Source organism: Micromonospora sp. NPDC018662 (assembly GCF_044391475.1).
Lineage (GTDB): Bacteria > Actinomycetota > Actinomycetes > Mycobacteriales > Micromonosporaceae > Micromonospora.
Genome location: NZ_JBISAC010000014.1, coordinates 1 through 19,314 on the forward strand (window position 1 = coordinate 1; position 19,314 = coordinate 19,314).

Annotated in this window: 17 protein-coding genes; 8 read left to right on the top strand and 9 right to left on the bottom strand. The window is 74.6% G+C overall.

Features of this window, described 5'->3' with window-relative positions:
* Nucleotides 1-199: 199 nt before the first annotated feature.
* The 5 genes from ACH495_RS28400 to ACH495_RS28420 form a co-directional block, all read right to left on the bottom strand.
* On the bottom strand, nucleotides 200-583 hold the full coding sequence (locus tag ACH495_RS28400; RefSeq protein WP_396860781.1) for a hypothetical protein: 384 nt from the start codon (nucleotides 581-583) through the stop codon (nucleotides 200-202).
* Between the two features lie 93 nt (nucleotides 584-676).
* Nucleotides 677-997 (bottom strand): hypothetical protein, encoded by a 321-nt coding sequence (locus ACH495_RS28405; protein ID WP_396860782.1) that lies wholly within the window; start codon nucleotides 995-997, stop codon nucleotides 677-679.
* 16 nt (nucleotides 998-1,013) lie between these two features.
* A complete protein-coding gene (locus tag ACH495_RS28410; protein WP_396860783.1) occupies nucleotides 1,014-2,669 on the bottom strand; it encodes a sodium:solute symporter family protein in 1,656 nt (551 codons plus the stop codon).
* A 141-nt stretch (nucleotides 2,670-2,810) separates the two neighbouring features.
* The gene (locus ACH495_RS28415; protein ID WP_396860784.1) at nucleotides 2,811-3,935 is read right to left on the bottom strand and encodes a hypothetical protein; all 1,125 of its coding nucleotides are present in this window, start codon (nucleotides 3,933-3,935) and stop codon (nucleotides 2,811-2,813) included.
* A gap of 11 nt (nucleotides 3,936-3,946) precedes the next feature.
* Nucleotides 3,947-4,540: a hypothetical protein gene (locus ACH495_RS28420; RefSeq protein WP_396860785.1), complete on the bottom strand. Its 594-nt coding sequence runs from the start codon at nucleotides 4,538-4,540 to the stop codon at nucleotides 3,947-3,949.
* 306 nt (nucleotides 4,541-4,846) lie between these two features.
* On the opposite strand from ACH495_RS28420, the gene ACH495_RS28425 reads away from it, so the two are divergent.
* From ACH495_RS28425 to ACH495_RS28455, 7 genes are all read left to right on the top strand, one after another.
* On the top strand, nucleotides 4,847-7,213 hold the full coding sequence (locus ACH495_RS28425; RefSeq protein WP_396860786.1) for a nitrate- and nitrite sensing domain-containing protein: 2,367 nt from the start codon (nucleotides 4,847-4,849) through the stop codon (nucleotides 7,211-7,213).
* On the top strand, nucleotides 7,213-7,635 hold the full coding sequence (locus tag ACH495_RS28430) for a roadblock/LC7 domain-containing protein (protein WP_396860787.1): 423 nt from the start codon (nucleotides 7,213-7,215) through the stop codon (nucleotides 7,633-7,635). Before ACH495_RS28425 ends, ACH495_RS28430 begins: the two co-directional genes overlap by 1 nt.
* Entirely contained in the window at nucleotides 7,625-8,014 is a 390-nt protein-coding gene (locus tag ACH495_RS28435; protein ID WP_396860788.1) for a DUF742 domain-containing protein, read from the top strand. Before ACH495_RS28430 ends, ACH495_RS28435 begins: the two co-directional genes overlap by 11 nt.
* Nucleotides 7,995-8,597 carry a GTP-binding protein gene (locus ACH495_RS28440; protein ID WP_396860789.1) on the top strand — a complete coding sequence of 201 codons (603 nt, stop codon included), beginning with the start codon at nucleotides 7,995-7,997 and terminating at the stop codon, nucleotides 8,595-8,597. The genes ACH495_RS28435 and ACH495_RS28440 overlap by 20 nt, the downstream gene beginning before the upstream one ends.
* 96 nt (nucleotides 8,598-8,693) lie before the next feature.
* Nucleotides 8,694-9,728, top strand: coding sequence for a lactonase family protein (locus tag ACH495_RS28445; protein WP_396860790.1), 1,035 nt, complete (start codon nucleotides 8,694-8,696; stop codon nucleotides 9,726-9,728).
* 177 nt (nucleotides 9,729-9,905) lie between these two features.
* Nucleotides 9,906-11,660, top strand: a complete 1,755-nt coding sequence (locus tag ACH495_RS28450; RefSeq protein ID WP_396860791.1) for a VWA domain-containing protein — start codon at nucleotides 9,906-9,908, stop codon at nucleotides 11,658-11,660.
* Nucleotides 11,661-11,871: 211 nt separating this feature from the next.
* Complete coding sequence (locus ACH495_RS28455; protein ID WP_396860792.1) at nucleotides 11,872-13,353, top strand: sugar transferase; 1,482 nt, start codon at nucleotides 11,872-11,874, stop codon at nucleotides 13,351-13,353.
* Here the strand turns inward: ACH495_RS28455 and ACH495_RS28460 are convergent.
* Nucleotides 13,347-14,480 (bottom strand): PP2C family protein-serine/threonine phosphatase, encoded by a 1,134-nt coding sequence (locus ACH495_RS28460; protein ID WP_396860793.1) that lies wholly within the window; start codon nucleotides 14,478-14,480, stop codon nucleotides 13,347-13,349. The two genes, ACH495_RS28455 and ACH495_RS28460, sit on opposite strands and share 7 nt — an antisense overlap.
* A gap of 95 nt (nucleotides 14,481-14,575) precedes the next feature.
* Here ACH495_RS28460 and ACH495_RS28465 point away from each other — a divergent pair, with 95 nt between their 5' ends.
* Nucleotides 14,576-15,154 carry a MarR family winged helix-turn-helix transcriptional regulator gene (locus ACH495_RS28465; RefSeq protein ID WP_396860794.1) on the top strand — a complete coding sequence of 193 codons (579 nt, stop codon included), beginning with the start codon at nucleotides 14,576-14,578 and terminating at the stop codon, nucleotides 15,152-15,154.
* A 22-nt stretch (nucleotides 15,155-15,176) separates the two neighbouring features.
* On the opposite strand, the gene ACH495_RS28470 is transcribed toward ACH495_RS28465, so the two are convergent.
* The 3 genes from ACH495_RS28470 to ACH495_RS28480 form a co-directional block, all read right to left on the bottom strand.
* Nucleotides 15,177-16,172, bottom strand: coding sequence for a B12-binding domain-containing protein (locus tag ACH495_RS28470; protein WP_396860795.1), 996 nt, complete (start codon nucleotides 16,170-16,172; stop codon nucleotides 15,177-15,179).
* Nucleotides 16,169-17,758 carry a SpoIIE family protein phosphatase gene (locus ACH495_RS28475; protein WP_396860796.1) on the bottom strand — a complete coding sequence of 530 codons (1,590 nt, stop codon included), beginning with the start codon at nucleotides 17,756-17,758 and terminating at the stop codon, nucleotides 16,169-16,171. The genes ACH495_RS28470 and ACH495_RS28475 overlap by 4 nt, the downstream gene beginning before the upstream one ends.
* Before the next feature lie 251 nt (nucleotides 17,759-18,009).
* On the bottom strand, nucleotides 18,010-19,275 hold the full coding sequence (locus ACH495_RS28480) for an ROK family protein (protein ID WP_396860797.1): 1,266 nt from the start codon (nucleotides 19,273-19,275) through the stop codon (nucleotides 18,010-18,012).
* Nucleotides 19,276-19,314 lie beyond the last annotated feature (39 nt).

The following is a 19,314-nucleotide window of genomic DNA, read 5'->3' on the forward strand; positions in this document are numbered from 1 at the left end:
GGTGCTGCGCAAGGGGCGGCCCAAGGCGCGGGTGCTGGTGGTCAGCATCCCCGACCTCTACCGGCTCTGGCAGATCGGGCACACCGAGTCGCGGGGGGGGCGGGGCGGGGGGGGCGGCGGGGGGCCCGCGCGGCGGGGCGCCCCCCCCCCCCCCCCCCCCCCCCCCCCCCCCCCCCCCCCCCCCCCGGCTGTCCTCAGGTCAGGGCACCGTCTTCTCGATCGCCGCCCGGCCCAGCTCGGCCAGGTCACGGCGGGCCCGCTCGACGTTCTCCGGGGTCACGTCCTGACCGCGGGCCCGCACCAGGTCCTCCGGCTCCCAGGGCTGCTCGGCACCGGTACGGATGTTGTCCCCGCCCGCGCCGGTGCCGGTGCCGGTCGCGCCGGTCCCGGCCGCGTACGGGTCGCCGAGGATGTCCGGCGAGCCGGTGTCGGCCACCGCGCCGTCCGGCTCGGTGAACGTGGGGTTGTCCGGGTCGGTGCCGTCGCTGCGCAGCTGCGGCACCGTGCGGTCGTCGTCCACCGCGGCGGCCACCTCGGGGGTCTCCTCCAGCGGTCGCTCGCCACCGGGGTCACGATCGGTCATGCTGCTGCCTCCTGTCCCCATCCGTGATCCCCCTGGCCTACCCCGTGCGACGCCGGGCATGCCGGCGGGCCGGGGCGGGGGATCCGGCGCGGCTCAGGAGTCGTCGGAGTGCGCCGGTGGGGCCTCGGTCGGGCGCAGCCGCTGCCAGAGCAGCATGAGCAGCCCGAAGACCAGCATCACCGCGCCGGCCCACAGGTTGATCCGGAGACCCTGGGCCTTGTCGATCTCGGCGGACGAGTCGAAGAGGCCCATCAGCCCGACGATCAGCCCGTACGCGACGAACAGCCCACCGATGACCCGGCGGATGTCGAACAGCCGGGCCGCGGCGGAGCGCTCCTCCCGCGCGTCCTCGGTCTCGTCGACCAGCGGGTCGTGGGCCTCGCCGTCCTGGTAGCGGTCCGCGTTGTCTGCCATGACGTGGGTCCCTTCCTCAGAAGACCGGGATGTAGAAGAGGGCGGCGAGCACCACGGCGACGACGCCGAGCAGCACCGGGGAGCGGTACCAGGCCGCGTCGCCGGCCAGCGAGTCGTCGGCGAGCGTGGTGTCGCTGAGGCCGTACACCAGGCCGGTCAGCTCGTCGTCGGTCTTCGGCCGGGTCAGCGGCGTGATGATCGCGGCCACCACCGCTACGGTGACGAAGGCCAGGCCCGCGCCCCAGAAGCTCTCCTCCAGGTCCGAGTTGAAGCTGATCACACCGGTCTTGTAGAGCAGGTAGGTGGCGATCGCCACCACGGTGCCGGACAGCAGCGACCAGAAGCCGGCCAGCGCGCTCATCCGCCGCCAGAACATGCCGATGATGAACGTGCCGAACAGCGGCGCGTTGAAGACGGAGAACAGCGCCTGGATGTAGTTCATGATGTTGCTGAAGCCGGCCGCGATGAACGCCGTGCCGATGCCCACCACCACCGCGATCACGGTGGCGATCCGGCCCACCCGCACGTAGTACTCGTCCGGGCGGTCCCGCCGGAAGTACGCCTGCCAGATGTCGTACGTGAAGACGGTGTTGAAACCGCTGACGTTGGCCGCCATGCCGGCCATGAACGACGCCACCAGGCCGGTGACCGCGATGCCGAGCACGCCGTTGGGGAGCAGGTCGCGCATGAGCAGCGGGATGGCGTTGTTGTAGACCAGGTCGCCCTGGTCGGCGCCCAGGCCCTTGACCGTGATCAGGGCGATCAGGCCGGGGATCACGGTGACCAGCGGGATGAGCAGCTTCGGGTACGCCCCGATGATCGGGGTACGCCGGGCGGCGCTCATGTTCCGCGCCGACAGGGCCCGCTGCACCTCCGCGAAGTTGGTGGTCCAGTAGCCGAAGGAGAGCACGAAACCGAGGCCGAAGACGATGCCGAGCCAGTGCGCGCCGAGCGGGTTGTCGGTGCTGCCGGTGCCCTGCCAGGCGTGCAGGCCGGCCTCGCCGAGCTTGGAGCCCCGTACCGCGTCCATCAGGCCGCTCACGCCACCGACCTTGACCAGGCCGATCACGGTGATCGGCACCAGGCCGGCGATGATCACGAAGAACTGGAGCACCTCGTTGTAGATCGCGCCGGAGAGCCCGCCGACGGTGATGTACGCCAGCACGATCAGCGCGCCGATCACGATCGCGACCCAGAGCGGCCAGCCCAGCAGCGCCTGCATGATCAGCGCGAGTGCGTAGAGGTTGACGCCGGCGATCAGCACCTGCGCGACCGCGAAGCTGATCGCGTTGAGCAGGTGGGTGGGCCGGTTGAAGCGCAGCCGCAGGTATTCCGGGACGCTGCGGACCTTCGAGCCGTAGTAGAACGGCATCATCACGATGCCGAGGAAGACCATCGCCGGCACGGCGCCGATCCAGTAGTAGTGCACCGTCATGATGCCGTACTGGGCGCCGTTGGCGGCCATGCCGATGATCTCCAGCGCGCCGAGGTTCGCCGAGACGAACGCCAGGCCGGTGACCCAGGCGGGCAGGGACCGCCCGGAGAGGAAGAAGTCGACGCTGGTCTTGATGGCGCGACGGGCGGCGAAGCCGACGCCCAGCACCGTGACGAAGTAGAGCGCCAGGATCAGGTAGTCCAGGGCGTTCATGTTCAACCGTAGGCCGCTGCCCATGCCCGTTGCTCCCCTCGTGTGGGTGCGTGCTGCGCGGGCAGGTACCCCGATCGCGAAATTTCATGCCTACTGTTCGATCCGCCGCGCACGACGGAGCCCCGACCGGGTGACCGGCCGGGGCTCCGTCGCAGGTGGTGGGCGTCAGCGGCCCAGGACGCGGTCCAGGAAGTCGCGGTAGCCGCGCACGGCCACCCGGAGCTGCTCGGTGTCCGACGAGCCGGACTCCTGCCAGGCGCCGAGCCGGGTGCGCTGTTCCCGCAGCGCCGTGGACAGCGCCTCGATCGCCTCCTCGACGAGCGACTCCGCCTCGCCGACCGCGGCCCTCGGGTCGTCCACGAAGCGCAGCTGGACGTCGCGCCAGCGGTCCCGGAAGCCCTGCGCCGCGTCGGAGTCGAACAGCGTCGCCGCATCGGCCGGCACCGTGCCGGACGTGCCCCTGCCCGCGCCGGCCAGCGCCGCGCCGCCGGCTGCCGCGCCCGCCGCCGCCGCGGCGGTGGCCGGGTCGACGGTGTCGTGGTGCCGCCCGGACCCGTCGGCGTCGGCGGGAACCGGCACGGCGTCCGGGTCCACCAGACCCGGCTCCGGGCTGCCGTAGCCGACCGCGCCGGCGGCCACCGCGTCGTCCCGGTCGCGGTCGGCGGCCACCGTGTCGTGCCGGTCGGCGCGCACCGCGTCGTCGTGGCGGTCGGTCACCGCGTCGTCGACGATGGTGTCCGGCCGGTCCGCGTCGGCGTGCCCGGCCGCCCAGCGGTCCCGGTCGTGCAGCCGGTCCCCGGCGGTCGGGTCGGCCCGCTCGTCGTCCAGCGGGTCGGTGCGGCCCGGCGCGCCGTCGCCCGGCGCGGCGGTGTCCTCGCGGCGCGCGTCCCGCTCGTCCTGCGGACGACCGCCGGCCAGCGCCGAGGCGGCCACCGCGTCGCCGACAGTGGTCGCGCCGAACGCCGTCGGCAGCGGCCCCGGCTCGTGGAAGGCGGGCCGCTCGCCGTCGCGCGTCCCGTCGACGTCGTCCGACCCGTCGGCCGCGTCGCGCAGCTCGCCGGCGTCGTACGCCCGGGTCTCGTCGGACCGCGCGCCCGGCCCGTCGTCCACGGCCGGGTCGTCGAACGTGCCCCGGTCGTCCAGCGCGTCCTCGGGCACCTCGGCCCGGCCGGCGCGGTCGGCCCCCGCCCGGTCGGCGTCGGCGTGGTCGTCCGGCGGCGGGACCGGCACCGGCGAGGACCGTACGGTCTCGGGGTGGTCCGGCGTGCCCTGGTGCTCTTCGTGGCGCATGGCGCGGCTCCTCAGCGGCTCGTGGCGTCGTGCTCGGGGTCGGGGTGGTGCTGCTCCGGGGACCGCTGGCCGACCGGATCCGCACCGAGCAGGTCGGCGAAGAGGGCCCGGTAGTGCACCAGCGCCTGGCGGAGATCCTCGGTGCCGGCCTCACCGCGTTCGTTGCGCTGCCGGATCTCGTGGGCGTCGCGGTAGTGGGTCAGCGTGCGGGCGTGCTCGACGGAGAGATGGGCGATCTGGTCGGAGAAGTCCCCGGTGGGGTATCCGCGCTCGGCGATCAGGCGACTGACCAGCTCGTCGGCGTCGCCGACGGTTTCGGCCGGCGAGTCCACGAAACGCACCTGGAGTTCCTCCCAGGCGGCGGCGTACCGGGCCCGGGACTCCGGGCTGAGCGGGGTCAGCTCCAGCTCGGCGTGCCGGCGCTCCCGCTCCCGCAGCTCGCGCTCGGCGGCGCCACGGTTGTCCTGCTCGGCGACGACCCGGTCGTACTCCGGGCCGAAGCGCTGCCGCAGGGCCCGTCGGCGGTTCGCGACCACGGCGAACGCGACCAACGCGGCGACAACGGCGACGACGATGACTATGACGACTACCTGCGTGGGCGACATGGCTCCTCCTTCGCCAGCTGGTATTCCCTCCTCCGGGTGATCGCCAATCCCGTTCCGGGGCACTTTCCCGACCGGGTACCCGGAGCCGGGCCCGCGCCGGAAGCGCCGGTCCGACGATGGGGCGGGGGTCCGACGGGGTCCGCCAAGACCATCTCGGACCGTAGTGAGCGGCGAGACGGCCGGTAGTGCATCCGTCGGGGATTACGTATCCTGCCCAAGGCGTCCGGGCCGGAACCCGGCGTCGTGGCCGTCGACCCGACGGCCGCTGCCGGCGCCACCCAGCGAACCTTCCCGGGCGAGGTCTGATTGAACACCCGCGACTGGCCGATCCGCGCCAAGCTGACCGCGCTGGTCATCGGCCCGGTGACCGGGCTGCTGGCACTGTGGATCTTCGCCACCACGCTCACGTTCGGGCCGGCGCTCGACCTGCTCGCCACCCGTACCCTCCTGTACGACCTGGGTCGGCCGGGCGAGAGCGTGGTCGCCGAGCTGCAGCGGGAACGGCGGCTCTCGGTGGTCCAGCTCGCCGGGGACGCCTACCTGCCGGAGCTGGCCGCGCAACGCGACCGCACCGACCGGGCCGTCGCCGAGCTGCGCCGTCGGATCGACGGCGAGGCGTTGCGCGACGCGGCCGACGACCAGCTCGACGCGCGCCTCGACCAACTGGGCTCGGCGCTCGAGGCGCTCCCCGCGGGGCGGGTCTTCATCGACGACCGGAAGGTCGACCGGGCCGGCGCGGTCGGGCTCTACAGCGGGATGATCGGTTCGGCGTTCCAGGCGTTCTCCGCCATGGCGATGCTGCCCGACGTGCAGCTCAACCGGGAGGCGTCGGCGCTCACCGCGCTGGGCCGTTCCCGTGAGCTGCTCGGTCAGGCCGACGCGCTGCTGGCCGGCGCCGTCACCGCCGGCCGGTACGCCGACGGCGAGCACGAGCAACTGGTGCGCACCGTGGAGAACCAGCGGTTCCTGGCCGAGAACGCGGTCGCCGACCTGCCGCCCGACGAGCGGGCCGGCTACCAACGACTCACCGAGGGCGCCGCGTTCCTCCGGCTGCGCGCGCTCCAGGACGCGCTGATCCGCGCCGACGACCTGCCCGCCGGCTTCGACGTCCGGGCCTGGGAGGCCGGCCACGCGGAGGTCTGGCAGGGCCTGCGGGACTTCGAGCTGCGCGGCGCGGACAGCCTCGCCGAACGGTCGGTGCCGATCGCGGTACGCATCCTGGTGCAGCTCGCCGCCGCCGGCGTGCTCGGCCTGGTCGCCATCGTGGTCTGCGTGCTGGTGGCGCTGCGGGTGGGCCGGTCGCTGGCGCACCGGCTGACCGGCGTCCGCACCGCCGCGACCGAGGTGGCCGAGCAGCGGCTGCCCGACGTGGTGGCCCGGCTGCGCCGGGGCGAGGAGGTCGACGTCGCCCGCGAGGCGCCGGAACTGGACCACGGCGGGGACGAGATCGGCCAGGTGGCGCGCGCCTTCAACGAGGTACGCCGGACCGCCGTGCAGGCCGCCGTCGACGAGGTCACCCTGCGCCGCGGCTTCAACGAGGTCATCCTCAACCTGGCCCGCCGCAGCCAGGGCCTGGTCCATCGGCAGTTGGCGCTGCTGGACCGGCTGGAACGGCGCACCGAGGACCCGGACGAGCTGGCCGGCCTGTTCCAGGTCGACCACCTCGCCACCCGGCTGCGCCGGCACGCCGAGGACCTGGTCATCCTGGCCGGGGCCGCGCCCGGGCGCGGCTGGCGCCGGCCGGTCGCCGCGGTGGACGTGATGCGCGGGGCGATCTCCGAGGTCGAGGCGTACGACCGGGTCGACGTGGGCGAGGTGCAGTCGGCCGGCGTGCTCGGCCGGGCCGTCGGCGACGTGATCCACCTGCTCGCCGAGCTGATCGAGAACGCGACCGTGTTCTCCCCGCCGGGCACCCGGGTGGACGTCACCGGCCGGACCGTGCCGGGCGGCTACACGATCGAGATCACCGATCGGGGGCTCGGCATGTCACCGCCGGCCATGGCGGCGGCCAACCGCAAGCTGGCCGCCCCGCCCGAGTTCGACCCGGCCGACAGCGCCCGACTGGGCCTGTTCGTGGTGGCCCGGTTGGCCGCGCGGCACGGCGTACGCGTCGAGCTCCGGCGGGGCCGGCCGGCCGGGACGACCGCGGCGGTGTTCGTCCCGTCGGACCTGATCACCGACGAACCCCCGGTCGGTCCGGACGCCGCCGGCCCAGAGCGGCGGCGGATGGCGAAGGTGAGCCGGCTGACCACGGTGCCCCGCGGGCGGCCGACCCGGCCGGGCCGCGAGCGCCCCGAGTCCACCGTGATCCCGCTGCCGGCCGCCCGGGCCTCGGCGGTGGAACCGCCCGCCGACGGCGACGGCCTGCCCCGGCGGGTGCGCCGGCGCGGCCCGGCGCGTCCCCGGGCGGTCGTCACCGACACCCCGGCCAGCCGCCCGCCGGAGGAGGCCCGCCGGACCATGTCCGCGTTGCAGGCCGGCACCGCGCGCGGGCGCCGGGACGGTACGCGTGCCACCGGCACCGCGGCGGTCGCGCGGATCCGGGGCGCCGTTCCCGACCCGTCCACCGACGTGCCGGCGGACACCGGTACGCCGGCCACCGCGCCGGAGCCGGCCCCGGAGCCCTCCCCGCCGGCGTCGGACCAACGAACCGCGACTGAGAGGGACGCCTAGTGGTGCACACGACGCGGCAGAACGCCGATCTCGACTGGCTGCTCGACGACCTGGTGGAGCGCGTGCCGGCCGCCAGCCGGGCGGTGGTGCTCTCGGCGGACGGGCTCCTGCTCGGCGCCTCCACCGACCAGGACCGCACCGACGCGGAGCACCTGTGCGCGCTGGCCTCCGGCTTCTCCGGGCTCGCCAAGGGCGCCACCCGGCACCTGGACGGCGGCGCGGTCCGGCAGACCGTGGTGGAGATGGAGTCGGCGTACCTGTTCGTCACGGCCGCCGGGCAGGGCGCCTGCCTGGCCGTGGCCAGCGACGCGGACGCCGACATCGGCCTGGTGGCGTACGAGATGGCGATGCTGGTGATCCGCGTCGGGGAGAACCTGGCCGCGCCGGCCCGGACCCCGGGGGAGCCGACCGATGCGAGCTGAGTCGCCCGGCCCGCAGCACGAGTGGCTGGACGCCGACGCCGGCCCGGTGGTCCGCCCGTACACGCTCACCGGCGGCCGGGTGCGCCCGCCGGTCGACGGCTTCGACCTGCTGGCGTTCGTGCTGACCACGCCCGCGGCCGAGCCGGCCGGCGTGCCCGGTCTGCAGCCGGAGCACCGCCGCCTGGTCGAGCTGGCCCGGCGGCCGAAGGCCGTGGCCGACCTCGCCGCCGACCTGGACCTCGCCGTCGGCGTGGTCCGGGTGCTGCTCGGCGACCTCATCGCCCATGGGTTCGTCGCGGTGCACCGGCCGCCGGCCACCGCGTACCTGCCCGACGACAACATCCTCAAGGCGGTGGTCAGTGGACTCCGTGCGCTGTGACCCGGAGCCGGCCGCGTCGCGGGTGCCGCTGGCCCTGAAGATCCTCATCGCGGGGGGCTTCGGCGCCGGCAAGACGACGCTGGTCAGCGCGTTGAGCGAGGTTCGCCCGTTGCAGACCGAGGAGGTGCTGACCGGGGCCGGTCTGGGCACCGACGACGTCTCCGGGGTGGAGCAGAAGTCGACCACCACGGTGGCGATGGACTTCGGCCGGATCACCATCAACGACGACCTCCAGGTCTATCTGTTCGGCACCCCGGGCCAGGACCGCTTCTGGTTCCTCTGGGACGAGTTGGCGTTCGGCGCGCTCGGCGCGGTGGTCCTGGCCGACACCCGCCGGCTGGCCGACTGCTTCCCGTCGATCGACTACTTCGAGCAGCGGGGCGTTCCGTTCGTGGTGGGGGTGAACTGTTTCGAGGGTTCCCGGCGGTTCGGCCTGGAGGCGGTCCGCGACGCGCTGGACCTCGACCCGGACGTCCCGCTGGTGCTCTGCGACGCCCGGGACCGGCAGTCCGGCAAGCTGGTGCTGATCACGCTGGTCGAGCACGTGGCCCGGCAGCGCGGCGAACCGGTCCCGGTGGGCTGACCCGCCCGCCGGTCATGTCGGCGTTCGACGACTGACCGGGCGGTCGCCCGGGAAGCCTGGTTGGATCGCAGCAGGATCGACGGAAGGTGGGAAACGGTGGCGGGGCAGCACGAGGTCGTGCACATCGGGGGCTACACGGCGGAGTCGGAGGGGCGGGCCGAGGGGATCGTGGCGGCCCGGCGTGACCCGTCGACCGGGGCGCTGACCCCGCTCGGCACCGTGGCGGTCACCCCGTCGCCGTCGTTCCTGGCCCGGCACCCGGGGCGGCCGGTGCTGTACGCGGTCAACGAGCTGCCCGAGGGTGGGCTGAGCGCGTTCCGGGTGGCGTCGGACGGCGGGCTCACCCCGCTGGGCGTACGCCCGACCGGTGGGGCCGAGCCGTGCCACCTGGCCGTCGCGCCGGACGGGCGGCACGTGTTCGTGGCGAACTACGGCGGCGGCAGCCTGGCGGTGTTCCCGCTGGATGCCGACGGTGTGCCGGGGGAGCGCACCGACCTGGTGCGGCACGAGGGGCACGGCGCCGATCCGGAGCGGCAGGAGGCGGCGCACTGCCACATGGTCTCGCCCGACCCGGCCGGCGGGCCGCTGCTCGCCGTCGACCTGGGCACCGACTCGGTCTACCGGTACGACCTCGACGCCGCCTCGGGGCGGCTGGTGCCCCGCGGGCCCCGGCTGCGAACGCCGGCCGGCACCGGGCCCCGGCATCTGGCCCGGCATCCGGACGGGCGGCGCTGCTGGCTGGTCGGTGAGCTGGACGCCACGGTCACCGGGTACGACCTGACGCCGGACGGGCTGCACCAGCGGGTCCGCGTCGACGCCAGCGGCCGGACCGGGCACGTGCAGCCGGCCGGGGTGGCGGTCGGGCCGGACGGGCGTTTCCTCTACGTCAGCAACCGTGGGGTGGGCACGGTGGCCGTCTTCGCGCTGGCCGGCGTGGCGCCGGAGCTGGTGGCCGAGGTGGACACCGGCGGTGGCTGGCCCCGGCACTTCGCTTTGACCGGGTCGCACCTGTACGTCGCCGACGAGCGGGCCGACCTGGTGCGGGTCTTCCGGGTGGACCCGGGCAGCGGGGTGCCGGAGCCGGTCGGGGAGCCGGTGCCGGTGGCGAGCCCGACCTGCGTGCTGGTGTGACGGACTGGTGACCGTACGCGCGATCCGGAGTGGATGACGATCATCCGGGTCACTGATCCGTAACTCAACGTACCGATTAAGTGATCAACTGTTTCTCCTGCGTAACTTTCGTCCGAACGGTTGTGGCAGTAACCCCACGAGATACGCAAGATGGTCACCGTGTCTGGCCGCCATCGCATGCGTCACAACCTCCGAGGAGCAGGCGCCGCCGCAGCGGCGACCACGCTCGTCGCAGTCGTAGCCGGTTCCTGGTTCGGTTACCAGCAGCTGGCCGGTCCGAACTGCTCGGGCCGGATCGAGCTGTCGGTGTCGGCCGCCCCGGAGATCGCCCCGGCGGTGCAGGGCGCCGCCGACGAGTGGGTGGCCAACGGCGCGGCGGTCGGCGGCACGTGCATCGCGGTGAACGTCTCCTCGGCCGAGCCGGTCGACGTGGCCGCCGCGGTGGCGAGCAAGCATGGCGCCACGCTGGCCGGCGTGGGGCAGGCCAGCGGCACCGCGGTCACCCCGGACGTCTGGGTGCCCGACTCCTCGACCTGGCTGCTGCGCCTGAAGAGCGGCGGAGCCACCGCGTTTGCACCGGGCAACGGCGCCTCGATCGCCCGCAGCCCGGTGGTGGTCGCGCTGCCCGAGCCGGTGGCCTCGCGCCTCGGCTGGCCGGACAAGGAACTGCGCTGGACCGACCTGCTGAACCAGGTCACCAGCGGCAAGCCGTTACGCGCCGGGATCGTCGAGCCGACCCAGGATGCCGCCGGCCTGTCCGGGCTGCTCTCGTTGACCGCCGCGGCCAGCGCCACCGGCACCGCAGGGTCCCCGAAGGCGCAGGAGGCGATGGTCGGTGCGCTGCGGGCACTGGCCACCAACCGCTCCTCGCTGCGGCAGGACCTCCTCGCGCGCTTCCCGCGCTCGTCCGACCCGACGGCCATCGCCAATGGGCTTGGCGCGGCGGCGCTGTCCGAGGAGGACGTCATCGCCTACAACAGCACCAAGCCACCGATCTCGCTGGCCGCGCTTTATCTCAAGCCGGACCCGATCGCGCTGGACTACCCGTTCGCGGTGCTGCCCGGCATCGAGCCGAGCAAGGCCTCGGCCGCGCGGGTGCTCTTCGAGGCGTTGCGGTCCGCCAGCTTCAAGGACCGGCTCGCCGCGCAGTCGCTGCGCGCGCCGGACGGCAACTGGGGGAGCGGCTTCCAGGCACCGGCGGGCGCGCCGAGCCCGGCCAACGGCGGCGAAAAGCAGGCGCCGCCGTCCGGTCAGGGCGGCGCGGCCGACTTGGATCCGGTCGCCATCTCGGCCGCGACCACCACCTGGTCGGTGGCCACCCAGTCCGGTCGCATGCTCTGCGTCATCGACGTCTCCGGGTCGATGAAGAAGCCGGTGGCCACCGCCAACGGCGCCAGCCGCGAGCAGGTCACGGTGGCGGCGGCGAGTCAGGGCCTCGGGCTCTTCGACGACTCCTGGTCGATCGGCCTGTGGACCTTCTCCACCAACCTCCAGGGCGCGCAGGACTGGAAGGAACTGGTCGGCATCCGCCCGCTGTCGAGTAACCGGGGCGCGCTCCAGCGCGGCCTGGCCTCGATCCGGCCCTCCAGTGGCAACACCGGTCTTTACGACACGATGCTGGCGGCGTACAAGACGGTGCAGCAGGACTGGGAGCCCGGCAAGGTCAACTCGATCGTGCTCTTCACCGACGGCAAGAACGAGGACAGCAACGGCATCTCGCAGAAGGCACTGCTCGACCAGCTAAAGAAGCTGCAGGACGACGAGCAGCCGGTTCAGGTGATCATCATCGGCATCGGCGCCGAGGTCAGCCGCGCCGAGCTCAAGTCGATCACGGACGTGACCAAGGGCGGTGCGTTCGTGACCACCGACCCCAGCAAGATCGGCGAGATCTTCCTCCAGGCGATCGCGCTGCGCCCGCCCGCGCCGCGCTGACCGCCGGCTCAGCGGTAACCTTCCGCCGTGCCGGCGATCCGGTACGACGGAAGGCTACCCGGGTCAAGGCGCGGGAAGTGAACTGACGGTAATGTGTCCGAATCAATCGGTGACGATAATTGTCCTGGCATGATGTCCGGGTGCCTCGACCGCAGGTCCCCACCGGGGGCGGGTGGGGACGGGGCGGGCCTGAGTGGAGTGGGGAGGGCCGGTGACCTCGGCGACGCTGTTGACCCCTGCCAGGACGTCGCGACCCGGGGGCGATCGACCCGGCGCGACGACGCGAGCCGCGGAACGGGCCTACATCCGGGTCCTGGTGGTGCTCGACACCGCCGTGCTGGCCGTGGCCATCCTGGCCGGCTATCTGGCCCGGTTCGGCGACGAGCAGCCCACCGGGTCCGAGATCCCCTACGTGGTGGTCGCCCCGGTGCTCCTGCTGGTCTGGCTGGTGTCGCTGAAGGCCATGCGCTGCTATGACGACCAGGTGCTCGGCTACGGCGCGGACGAGTACCGCCGGGTCAGCTCCGCGAGCCTGCGGCTGGCCGGCGGCATCGCCATCGCTGGCTACATCGCCGACGTCGGGGTCTCCCGGGGCTTCCTGGCCATCTCCTTCGCGGTCGGCACGATCGGTCTGGAGGTGGCCCGGTTCGCGGCCCGCAAGCGACTGCACCGCGCCCGCGACCGGGGTGCCGGCTGGTCCCGCAAGGTGCTGGTGGTCGGCGACACCGCGCACGTGCTGGAGCTGGTGCACACGCTGCGCCGGGAGCCGTACGCCGGCTACCAGGTGGTCGGCGCCTGCATCCCGGACGCGCTGCTCGCCCCGGTGCCGCAGCGCCTCGGCGACGTGCCGGTGGTCGGTTCGTTCCGGGGCATCCCGGAAGCGGCCACCGCGATCGGCGCGGACACGGTGGCGGTCACCGCCTCCGGCGAGCTGACCGCGACCCGGCTGCGCCGCCTCGGCTGGCAGCTGGAGGGCACCGGCGTCGACCTGGTGGTGGCGCCGGCGCTGACCGACGTGGCCGGCCCGCGCATCCACACCCGGCCGGTGGCCGGCCTGCCGCTGATCCACGTCGAGGCGCCCGAGTTCCGCGGCGCCCGCAAGCTGGTCAAGGGCTTCGTCGACCGGTCGCTCTCGTTGATCGCCCTGCTCCTGCTGTCGCCGCTGCTGGGGGTGCTGGCGCTCGCCATCAAGCTGGACAGCCGTGGCCCGGTGCTGTTCCGCCAGACCCGGGTCGGGCAGGGCGGCGAGGAGTTCGGCGTCTTCAAGTTCCGCACCATGGTGGTCAACGCGGACGCCCTGCTCGCCGAGCTGGCCGCGCGCAACGAGACCGACGGCCTGATGTTCAAGATGCGCGACGACCCCCGGGTGACCCGGACGGGCCGGCTGCTGCGCAGGTGGTCGCTGGACGAGCTGCCCCAGCTCGCCAACGTGCTGCTCGGGCAGATGAGCCTGGTCGGCCCGCGCCCGCCGCTGCCCTCCGAGGTGGCCCGCTACGACGGCGACGTGGCGCGTCGACTGCTGGTCAAGCCCGGCATGACCGGCCTCTGGCAGGTCAGCGGCCGGTCCGACCTGAGCTGGGAGGACGGCATCCGGCTCGACCTCTACTACGTGGAGAACTGGTCGCTCGCGGCCGACCTGACCATCCTCTGGAAGACGTTCGGCGCGGTGCTGGGCAGCCGCGGCGCCTACTGATCCTGCGGGCCGAGCCAGTCCAGGCAGACCACCACCGCGTCGTCCACCAGGTCACCGGCGACGAAGGCCCGCAGGTCACCGATCAGCGACCGGACGGCGTCCAGCGGTTCCATCGGGCCGGTGCGGCGCAGGAACCGGTCCAGGGCCGACTCGCCGTAGCGGATCTGGTCCCCGGTGGCGTCGATCACGCCGTCGCTCACCACGAAGAGCCGGTCCCCGCGCTCCAGCTGGAACCGCTGCTCGCGGTAGTCGGTGCCCTCGAACATGCCGAGCGGGAACTGCTTCTCCAACGCCTGCGAGGTCACCTCGCCGGCGCGTAGCCGGATCAGGTGCGGGGAACCGGCGTCCACCGCGACCAGCGCCCCGGTGGCCAGATCCAGCTCCATCAGGAGCACGGAGAGGTGCTGCGCGCCCCGGTGCTGCGCAAAGATCGCCTCGTCGGCCAGCGCGGCCTGGTCGGCGAGGGCTAGCCCGGCCCGGCGCGCGTTGCGCAACGCGTAGGTGGCCAGCGAGGTGAGCAGCGACGCGGTCACCCCCTCACCGAAGCCGTTGAGCACCGCGAGCCAGAGCCGGTGGCCGTCGTCGGACCAGTCGAAGCTGTCGCCGCGCACCGCGTACGCCGGCTCCAACTGACCGGCCAGGCTGAACGACGGGCGGATGCGGCTGCGGCCGGGCAGCAGCTCCCACTGCATCTCGGCGGCCAGCGTGAGGCGCCGGCTGCGCCGGGTGGTCAGGTAGATGTCGGTGGTCGACGTGACGGCGGCCAGCTCGTGCCCGAGCACGGTGGCGATGGTGTCCAGCTCGCGGCGGGCGGCCGGGTCGGCGGGCGCGGGTGAGACCCGGAGCACGCCCCGTCGTTCGCCCCGCATCCCCACCGGGAACCAGCCGGTGCCGTCGGCGACCACCGGCTCCTGGTGGTCGAACGCGTACCAGGCCGGGTGGCCGGGGCCGGTCAGCGTCTCGCCGCCGCCCAGCGGCAGCAGCTCGGCGAGCCGGTAGTCGACCTGGTAGAGCTCGGTCCGGGTGATCCCGTACGTCCGCCGCAGCTCGGCGGCGAGGCGCTCCACGATGAGATCCGTCGGCGCGTCCGTCACGTTTCGGCGGGCGCGCGCCTCCGCGTCGCTCATCTTTGCTCCTTTGCACAGGTCGCCGGCCTGGTCCGGGGAGTAGTCTCGGGCCCACCATGACCGAGGAGCCCGGTCCCGTGGGACCCGAAACGAGTATGTCCGCCGCCCTGGACGAGGCGGCGGGCACCCTGCTCGCCGTCTGGGAGGCGGCCCGCGAGCGGACCACCAGCCGGCTCTCCAGCGCCCAGTTGCGCGCGGTGATGTTCGTCGAGCAGTACGACGGCATCAACCTCCGTCGGCTCGCCACGCTGACCGACATGCTGCTCTCCTCCGCCAGCCGGCTCTGCGACCGGCTGGTGGCGGCCGGCATGCTGGAGCGGGAGCCGGGCCGCCACGACCGCCGGGAGATCTCGCTGCACCTCACCCCGGCGGCCAACCGGCTCCTGGCCGAGCTGCGCGCCGACCGGCGACGCCGGCTGGAGCTGATCCTGGCCGGGATGAGCCCCGAGGGTCGGGTGGCGCTGCTGCGCGGCATGCGGGAGTTCGACGAGGTCGGCCGCCGCGGCGAGGCGACAGTGGCCGAGGACTGGCCGGTGCTGCGCCCCTCCGGCCAGCGGATCGGCGACCCGCTGGCCGGTCTGGGCGCGTCGTCCCCGCCCGCCCGGCCGGTCGCTCCCCGCTCGCCCGCCGAGCCGGCCCCGCCCGACGAACCCCCGGTGGTCCGCACCGCCTGACACCGCCGGCCGGCCCTCTCGATCAGTCGGCCGTGATCGCGGCCCGCGCGGCGCGCAGCCGCGCGGCCACCCCGGGATACTCGGTCAGGGCCCCTTCCAGCGTGGCGAGCACGTCGTCCAGCAGGCGCCGGCCGCCTCGTACGGTGAGCGCCTCCTCCTGCCACTCGACGAAGTCCAGCAACAGTCGGTCGTCGTCCACCCGGACCGCCGCCACCAGCGCGTCGACCAGGTGCGCGATGCCGGAGGCGACATCCTCGGCGGTCTCCTCTGGCGGGGCCACCGCGCCCAGCGCGAGCCGGACCAGCTCGCGCCGGCGGTGCAGCACCGCCACGTACGCGTCGTCCGGCGGGGGCGGCGGCGGGCCGGTGTGCGAGCCGGCGGGCAGCGGCCCGGCCAGCAACCGCACCGCGTCCCGCGCGCTGGCGCCCCACGCCGCCGCGCCGATCGCCGTCGCCCACCGACCCTCGGGGCCGAAACCGGGACCGCCGGCCAGCACCGGCACCCCGGCGGCCCGACTGGCCTCCACCATCCGCGCGGCCCGCACCAGCCGGTTCGGCTGCACGCAACTGAGCAGCACCGCGTCCGGGCCGGTCTGGTGCAGGTAGGAGACCAGGTGCCGGGCCGGCACGCTGGCCCCCAGGAAGGTCACCCGCCAGCCGTTCGCGCGGACCACCTCGCTGACGATCCGGGCGGCCAGCGCGTGCCACTCGCCCTCCACGCAGGCCACCACCACGTGGCCGCGCCGGGGCGCGCCGGCGGTCGCGCCGAGCGCGTCCACCACCAGCTCGCTGACGTGGGTGGCGGCATGCTCCTGGGCGACGCTCCACGAGCCGGTGAGCCAGCGCCGGCCGATCTCCCGCTGCGCCACCGCGACCACCTCGACCAGGACGTCCGCGACCGAGCAGCCGCCGTCCACCAGGTCGCGGGCGAGCGCGACGGCGCCGGCCCGGTCGGCCCGGTCCAGGTGGTCGAGGTACGCGGCGAGCGTCTCCGGCCCGATCCGGCAGGACGGGCTCACCCGGCGGCCACGGCCAGCATGGCGATGTCGTCGTGCGGCTGCCCGTCGAGCCACTCGTCGACGAGTTGGAGCACCCGGTCGACCAGCGCGGCCGGCGGCAACCCGACCCCGGAGGCGAGCGCCTGCCGCAGCCGGTCGTCGCCGAACATGGCCGGCTCGGTGGGGCCACCCCGGGCCTCGGTCACCCCGTCGGTGTAGGCCAGCAGCAGGTCACCGGGGGCCAGCCGCACCTCGACCTCGGCGAACCGGGCCCCGGTCAGCGCGCCCACCGGCATGCCACCTACCCGGACCGCGTCGATCCCGCCACCGGCGCGCACCACCAGCGGCGCCGGATGCCCGCCGCCGGCCACCCGCACCAGCAGCCCGCCGTCGGGTTGCCGGCTCAGCGTGCCGAGCAGGAGCGTGGTGAACTGGGCCCGCGAGGCCGCGCCCGGCGCGTCCAGCAGCGCGCGGTTGAGCAGCTCCATCAGCTCCCGGGGGCGCTGCTCGACCAGGCGCAGGGTCTGCAACGACTGGCGTACCCGCCCGGTCAGCACGGCCGCGCCGACGCCCTTGCCGCAGACGTCGCCGAGCGCGAACAGGCCGCCGTCGCGGGTGGGGAACAGGTCGTAGAAGTCGCCGCCGATGCGCAGGCTGTCCCCGGCGGCGCGGTAGCCACCGGCCAGCGTCATCCCGGGCAGCCGGGGCAGCTCCGGCGGGAGCAGGCTGTTCTGCAGCACCCGGGCCAGGTGGGTCTGCTCGCCGTACAGCTCGGCGGCGGCCAGCGCGGCGCCGGCCCGGCCGGCGAACTCCCGGGCCAGCGCGATCTCCCGCTGGTCGAAGCCGGCCCGGTCGGGACGGCGGGCCAGGATCAGCGCCCCGGCCGGCCCACCGGGGCTGGGCATCGGGCTGATCAGCACGGTGCCCGGCCGGCCGAAGTCGGTGGGGAGCACCTCGGCCAGGTCGGCCAGCTCAGCGTCGAGCCAGGGGCTGGGCGCGGTGAGGTCGCCGTCGAGCGCCTCGATCAGGCCGGGGACGGACTCCACGGTCCGCCAGCCCGCCACGCCGGTGGCCGGGCCGGGGTCGCCGGCGGCGTACCGGATCCAGTGTGGCTCGTCCTCGGCCGGCGGCGGCGGTCGGTGCACCACCACGGCGACGTCGGCCAGGTAGGGCACCGGCAGGGCGACGGTGGCACGCAGCGTCTGGTCCCGGTGCAGGGAGAGCCCGAGCCGGCTGCCGGCCTGGGCCAGGAACGCGGTCCGGGACCGTTCGGTGAGCAGCGCGTCGGTGCGCGCCTGCTCCTCGGTGACGTCTCGCACATACCAGGCGCCGCGTTCCCCGGCCAGCCCACGCCGCAGGCCGCGCAGCCGCCGGCCGTGGTGCTCGGTCTCGAACGTGTCGGCGCCGTCGCGGACCGCCTCGGCCAGCGCGGGCACCCGGCAACCGGCCAGGCCGACACCGGGCGCCAGCTCGGGGAGAAGCTCCGCCGCCATGGCGTTCACCAGGGTCACCACGCCGGCCGGGTCGATCGTCACGACGGCCTCGGCCAGCCCGTCCAGCAGCTCGCGGGCGAGCCGGTCGTCGGCCGGCAGCGCGACCCCGGCCACCCGCCGGGGTCGTTTCCTCCAGCCGTGTCCACCGCCGCTGACCGGCCCGGCGACACCGCCCCGGCGCGCGGCCGTCACCGCCGCTGGCCGGGCGCTTCGGTCGGTCGACCCGTGTGCATGCTGTCGGTGCGCTCCTCGTCCGTGAACAGGTTGCCTCCCGGCAAGCGTACCGAGCGGGGGCGACGAATGCCCGTCGAGGAATGCAAGGCGGGGGCCCCGCTTAACGCATTCTGCATAAGCGGGGCCCCCGCCTAACCGGTGACGCCGCGGGTGAGCCAACCGACCGGGCGGTCGACGATCCGGCGGACCACCGAGGTGGCGCCGCCGACCGCGGCCGACTGGGCGCCGAGCGCGGCGGGCCGCACCGTGACCGGCGACCAGGCGGCGGTGAGCACCCGCTGGGAGATCTCCGCCACCACCGGCGGGCACAACCACGGCGCGAGCGGGGCGTATCCGCCGCCGAGCACCACGGTGTCCAGGTCCAGCAGGTTCACCACGCCCGCCACCGCCACGCCCAGGGCGACGCCGGCGTCGGCCAGGGCGGCCAGGGTGGCCCGGTCGCCGGCCCCGGCCAGGTCGGCGAGCCGGGTGGCGGCGGTGTCGGCGGGCAGCTCCGCGCCGGGCAGTCCGGCGGCGGCCAGGATGGCCTCCTGGCCGGCGTACCGCTCCAGGCAGCCCCGGCCACCGCACCGGCAGGGTCGCCCCTGCGGCTGGACCGGGAAGTGGCCGATCTCCCCGCTCCAGCCGCGCGCGCCCCGGTAGAGCGCGCCGTCCAGCACGATCCCGGCGCCGATGCCGATCTCGCCGGTGATGTGCAGGAAGCTGCGCGGGCCGGCCGGTCCGGCGTACAGCTCGCCGAGCGCCGCCAGGTTTGCCTCGTTCTCCACCACCAGCGGCGGCACGCCGTCGACCGGCTCGACGAGCGGGCGCCCGGCGAGCAGCGCCGGCACGTCCACGTCCCGCCAGCCGAGGTTCGGGGCCAGACGGACCAGGCCGCCGTCGCCCACCAGGCCGGGCACGGCCAGCGTCGCGCCGGCCAGCGTCAGCCCGTCGCGTACGGCGGCGGCGCGCGCCTCGACGGCCAGCGCGGCCAGCCGGGCGAGCGCGTCGGCGGGGGAGACCGGGCGCAGGTCGGCGCGGCGGACCAGGTGGTGCCGGACCGTGCCGCTCAGGTCGACCACGCAGGCCGCCAGGTAGTCGACGTTCACCTCCAGGCCCAGTCCGGCCGGGCCGTCCGCGGCGAGCACCAGGCCGCGCGCCGGCCGTCCCGCTCCGGTGCGCGGGGCCGGCTCCGCCTCGGCGACCAGTCGTCCGGCGATCAGGTCGTCGACGACGGCGGAGACGGTGGCCCGGGTCAGCCCGGTCCCGGCGGCGAGCCCGGCCCGCGACGGCGGTCGGTCGGCGGCGGCGATCCGGCCGAGCACCACCGCGAGGTTCAACTCGCGCAGGCTGCCCTGCCGGACCGCTCCGGCGGTGCTGGCGCTGGTCACCACTTGACAATGCCACATCCCCGCCATTTAATTCAACCGCTGAACAAATCGCGGACGACACCACCA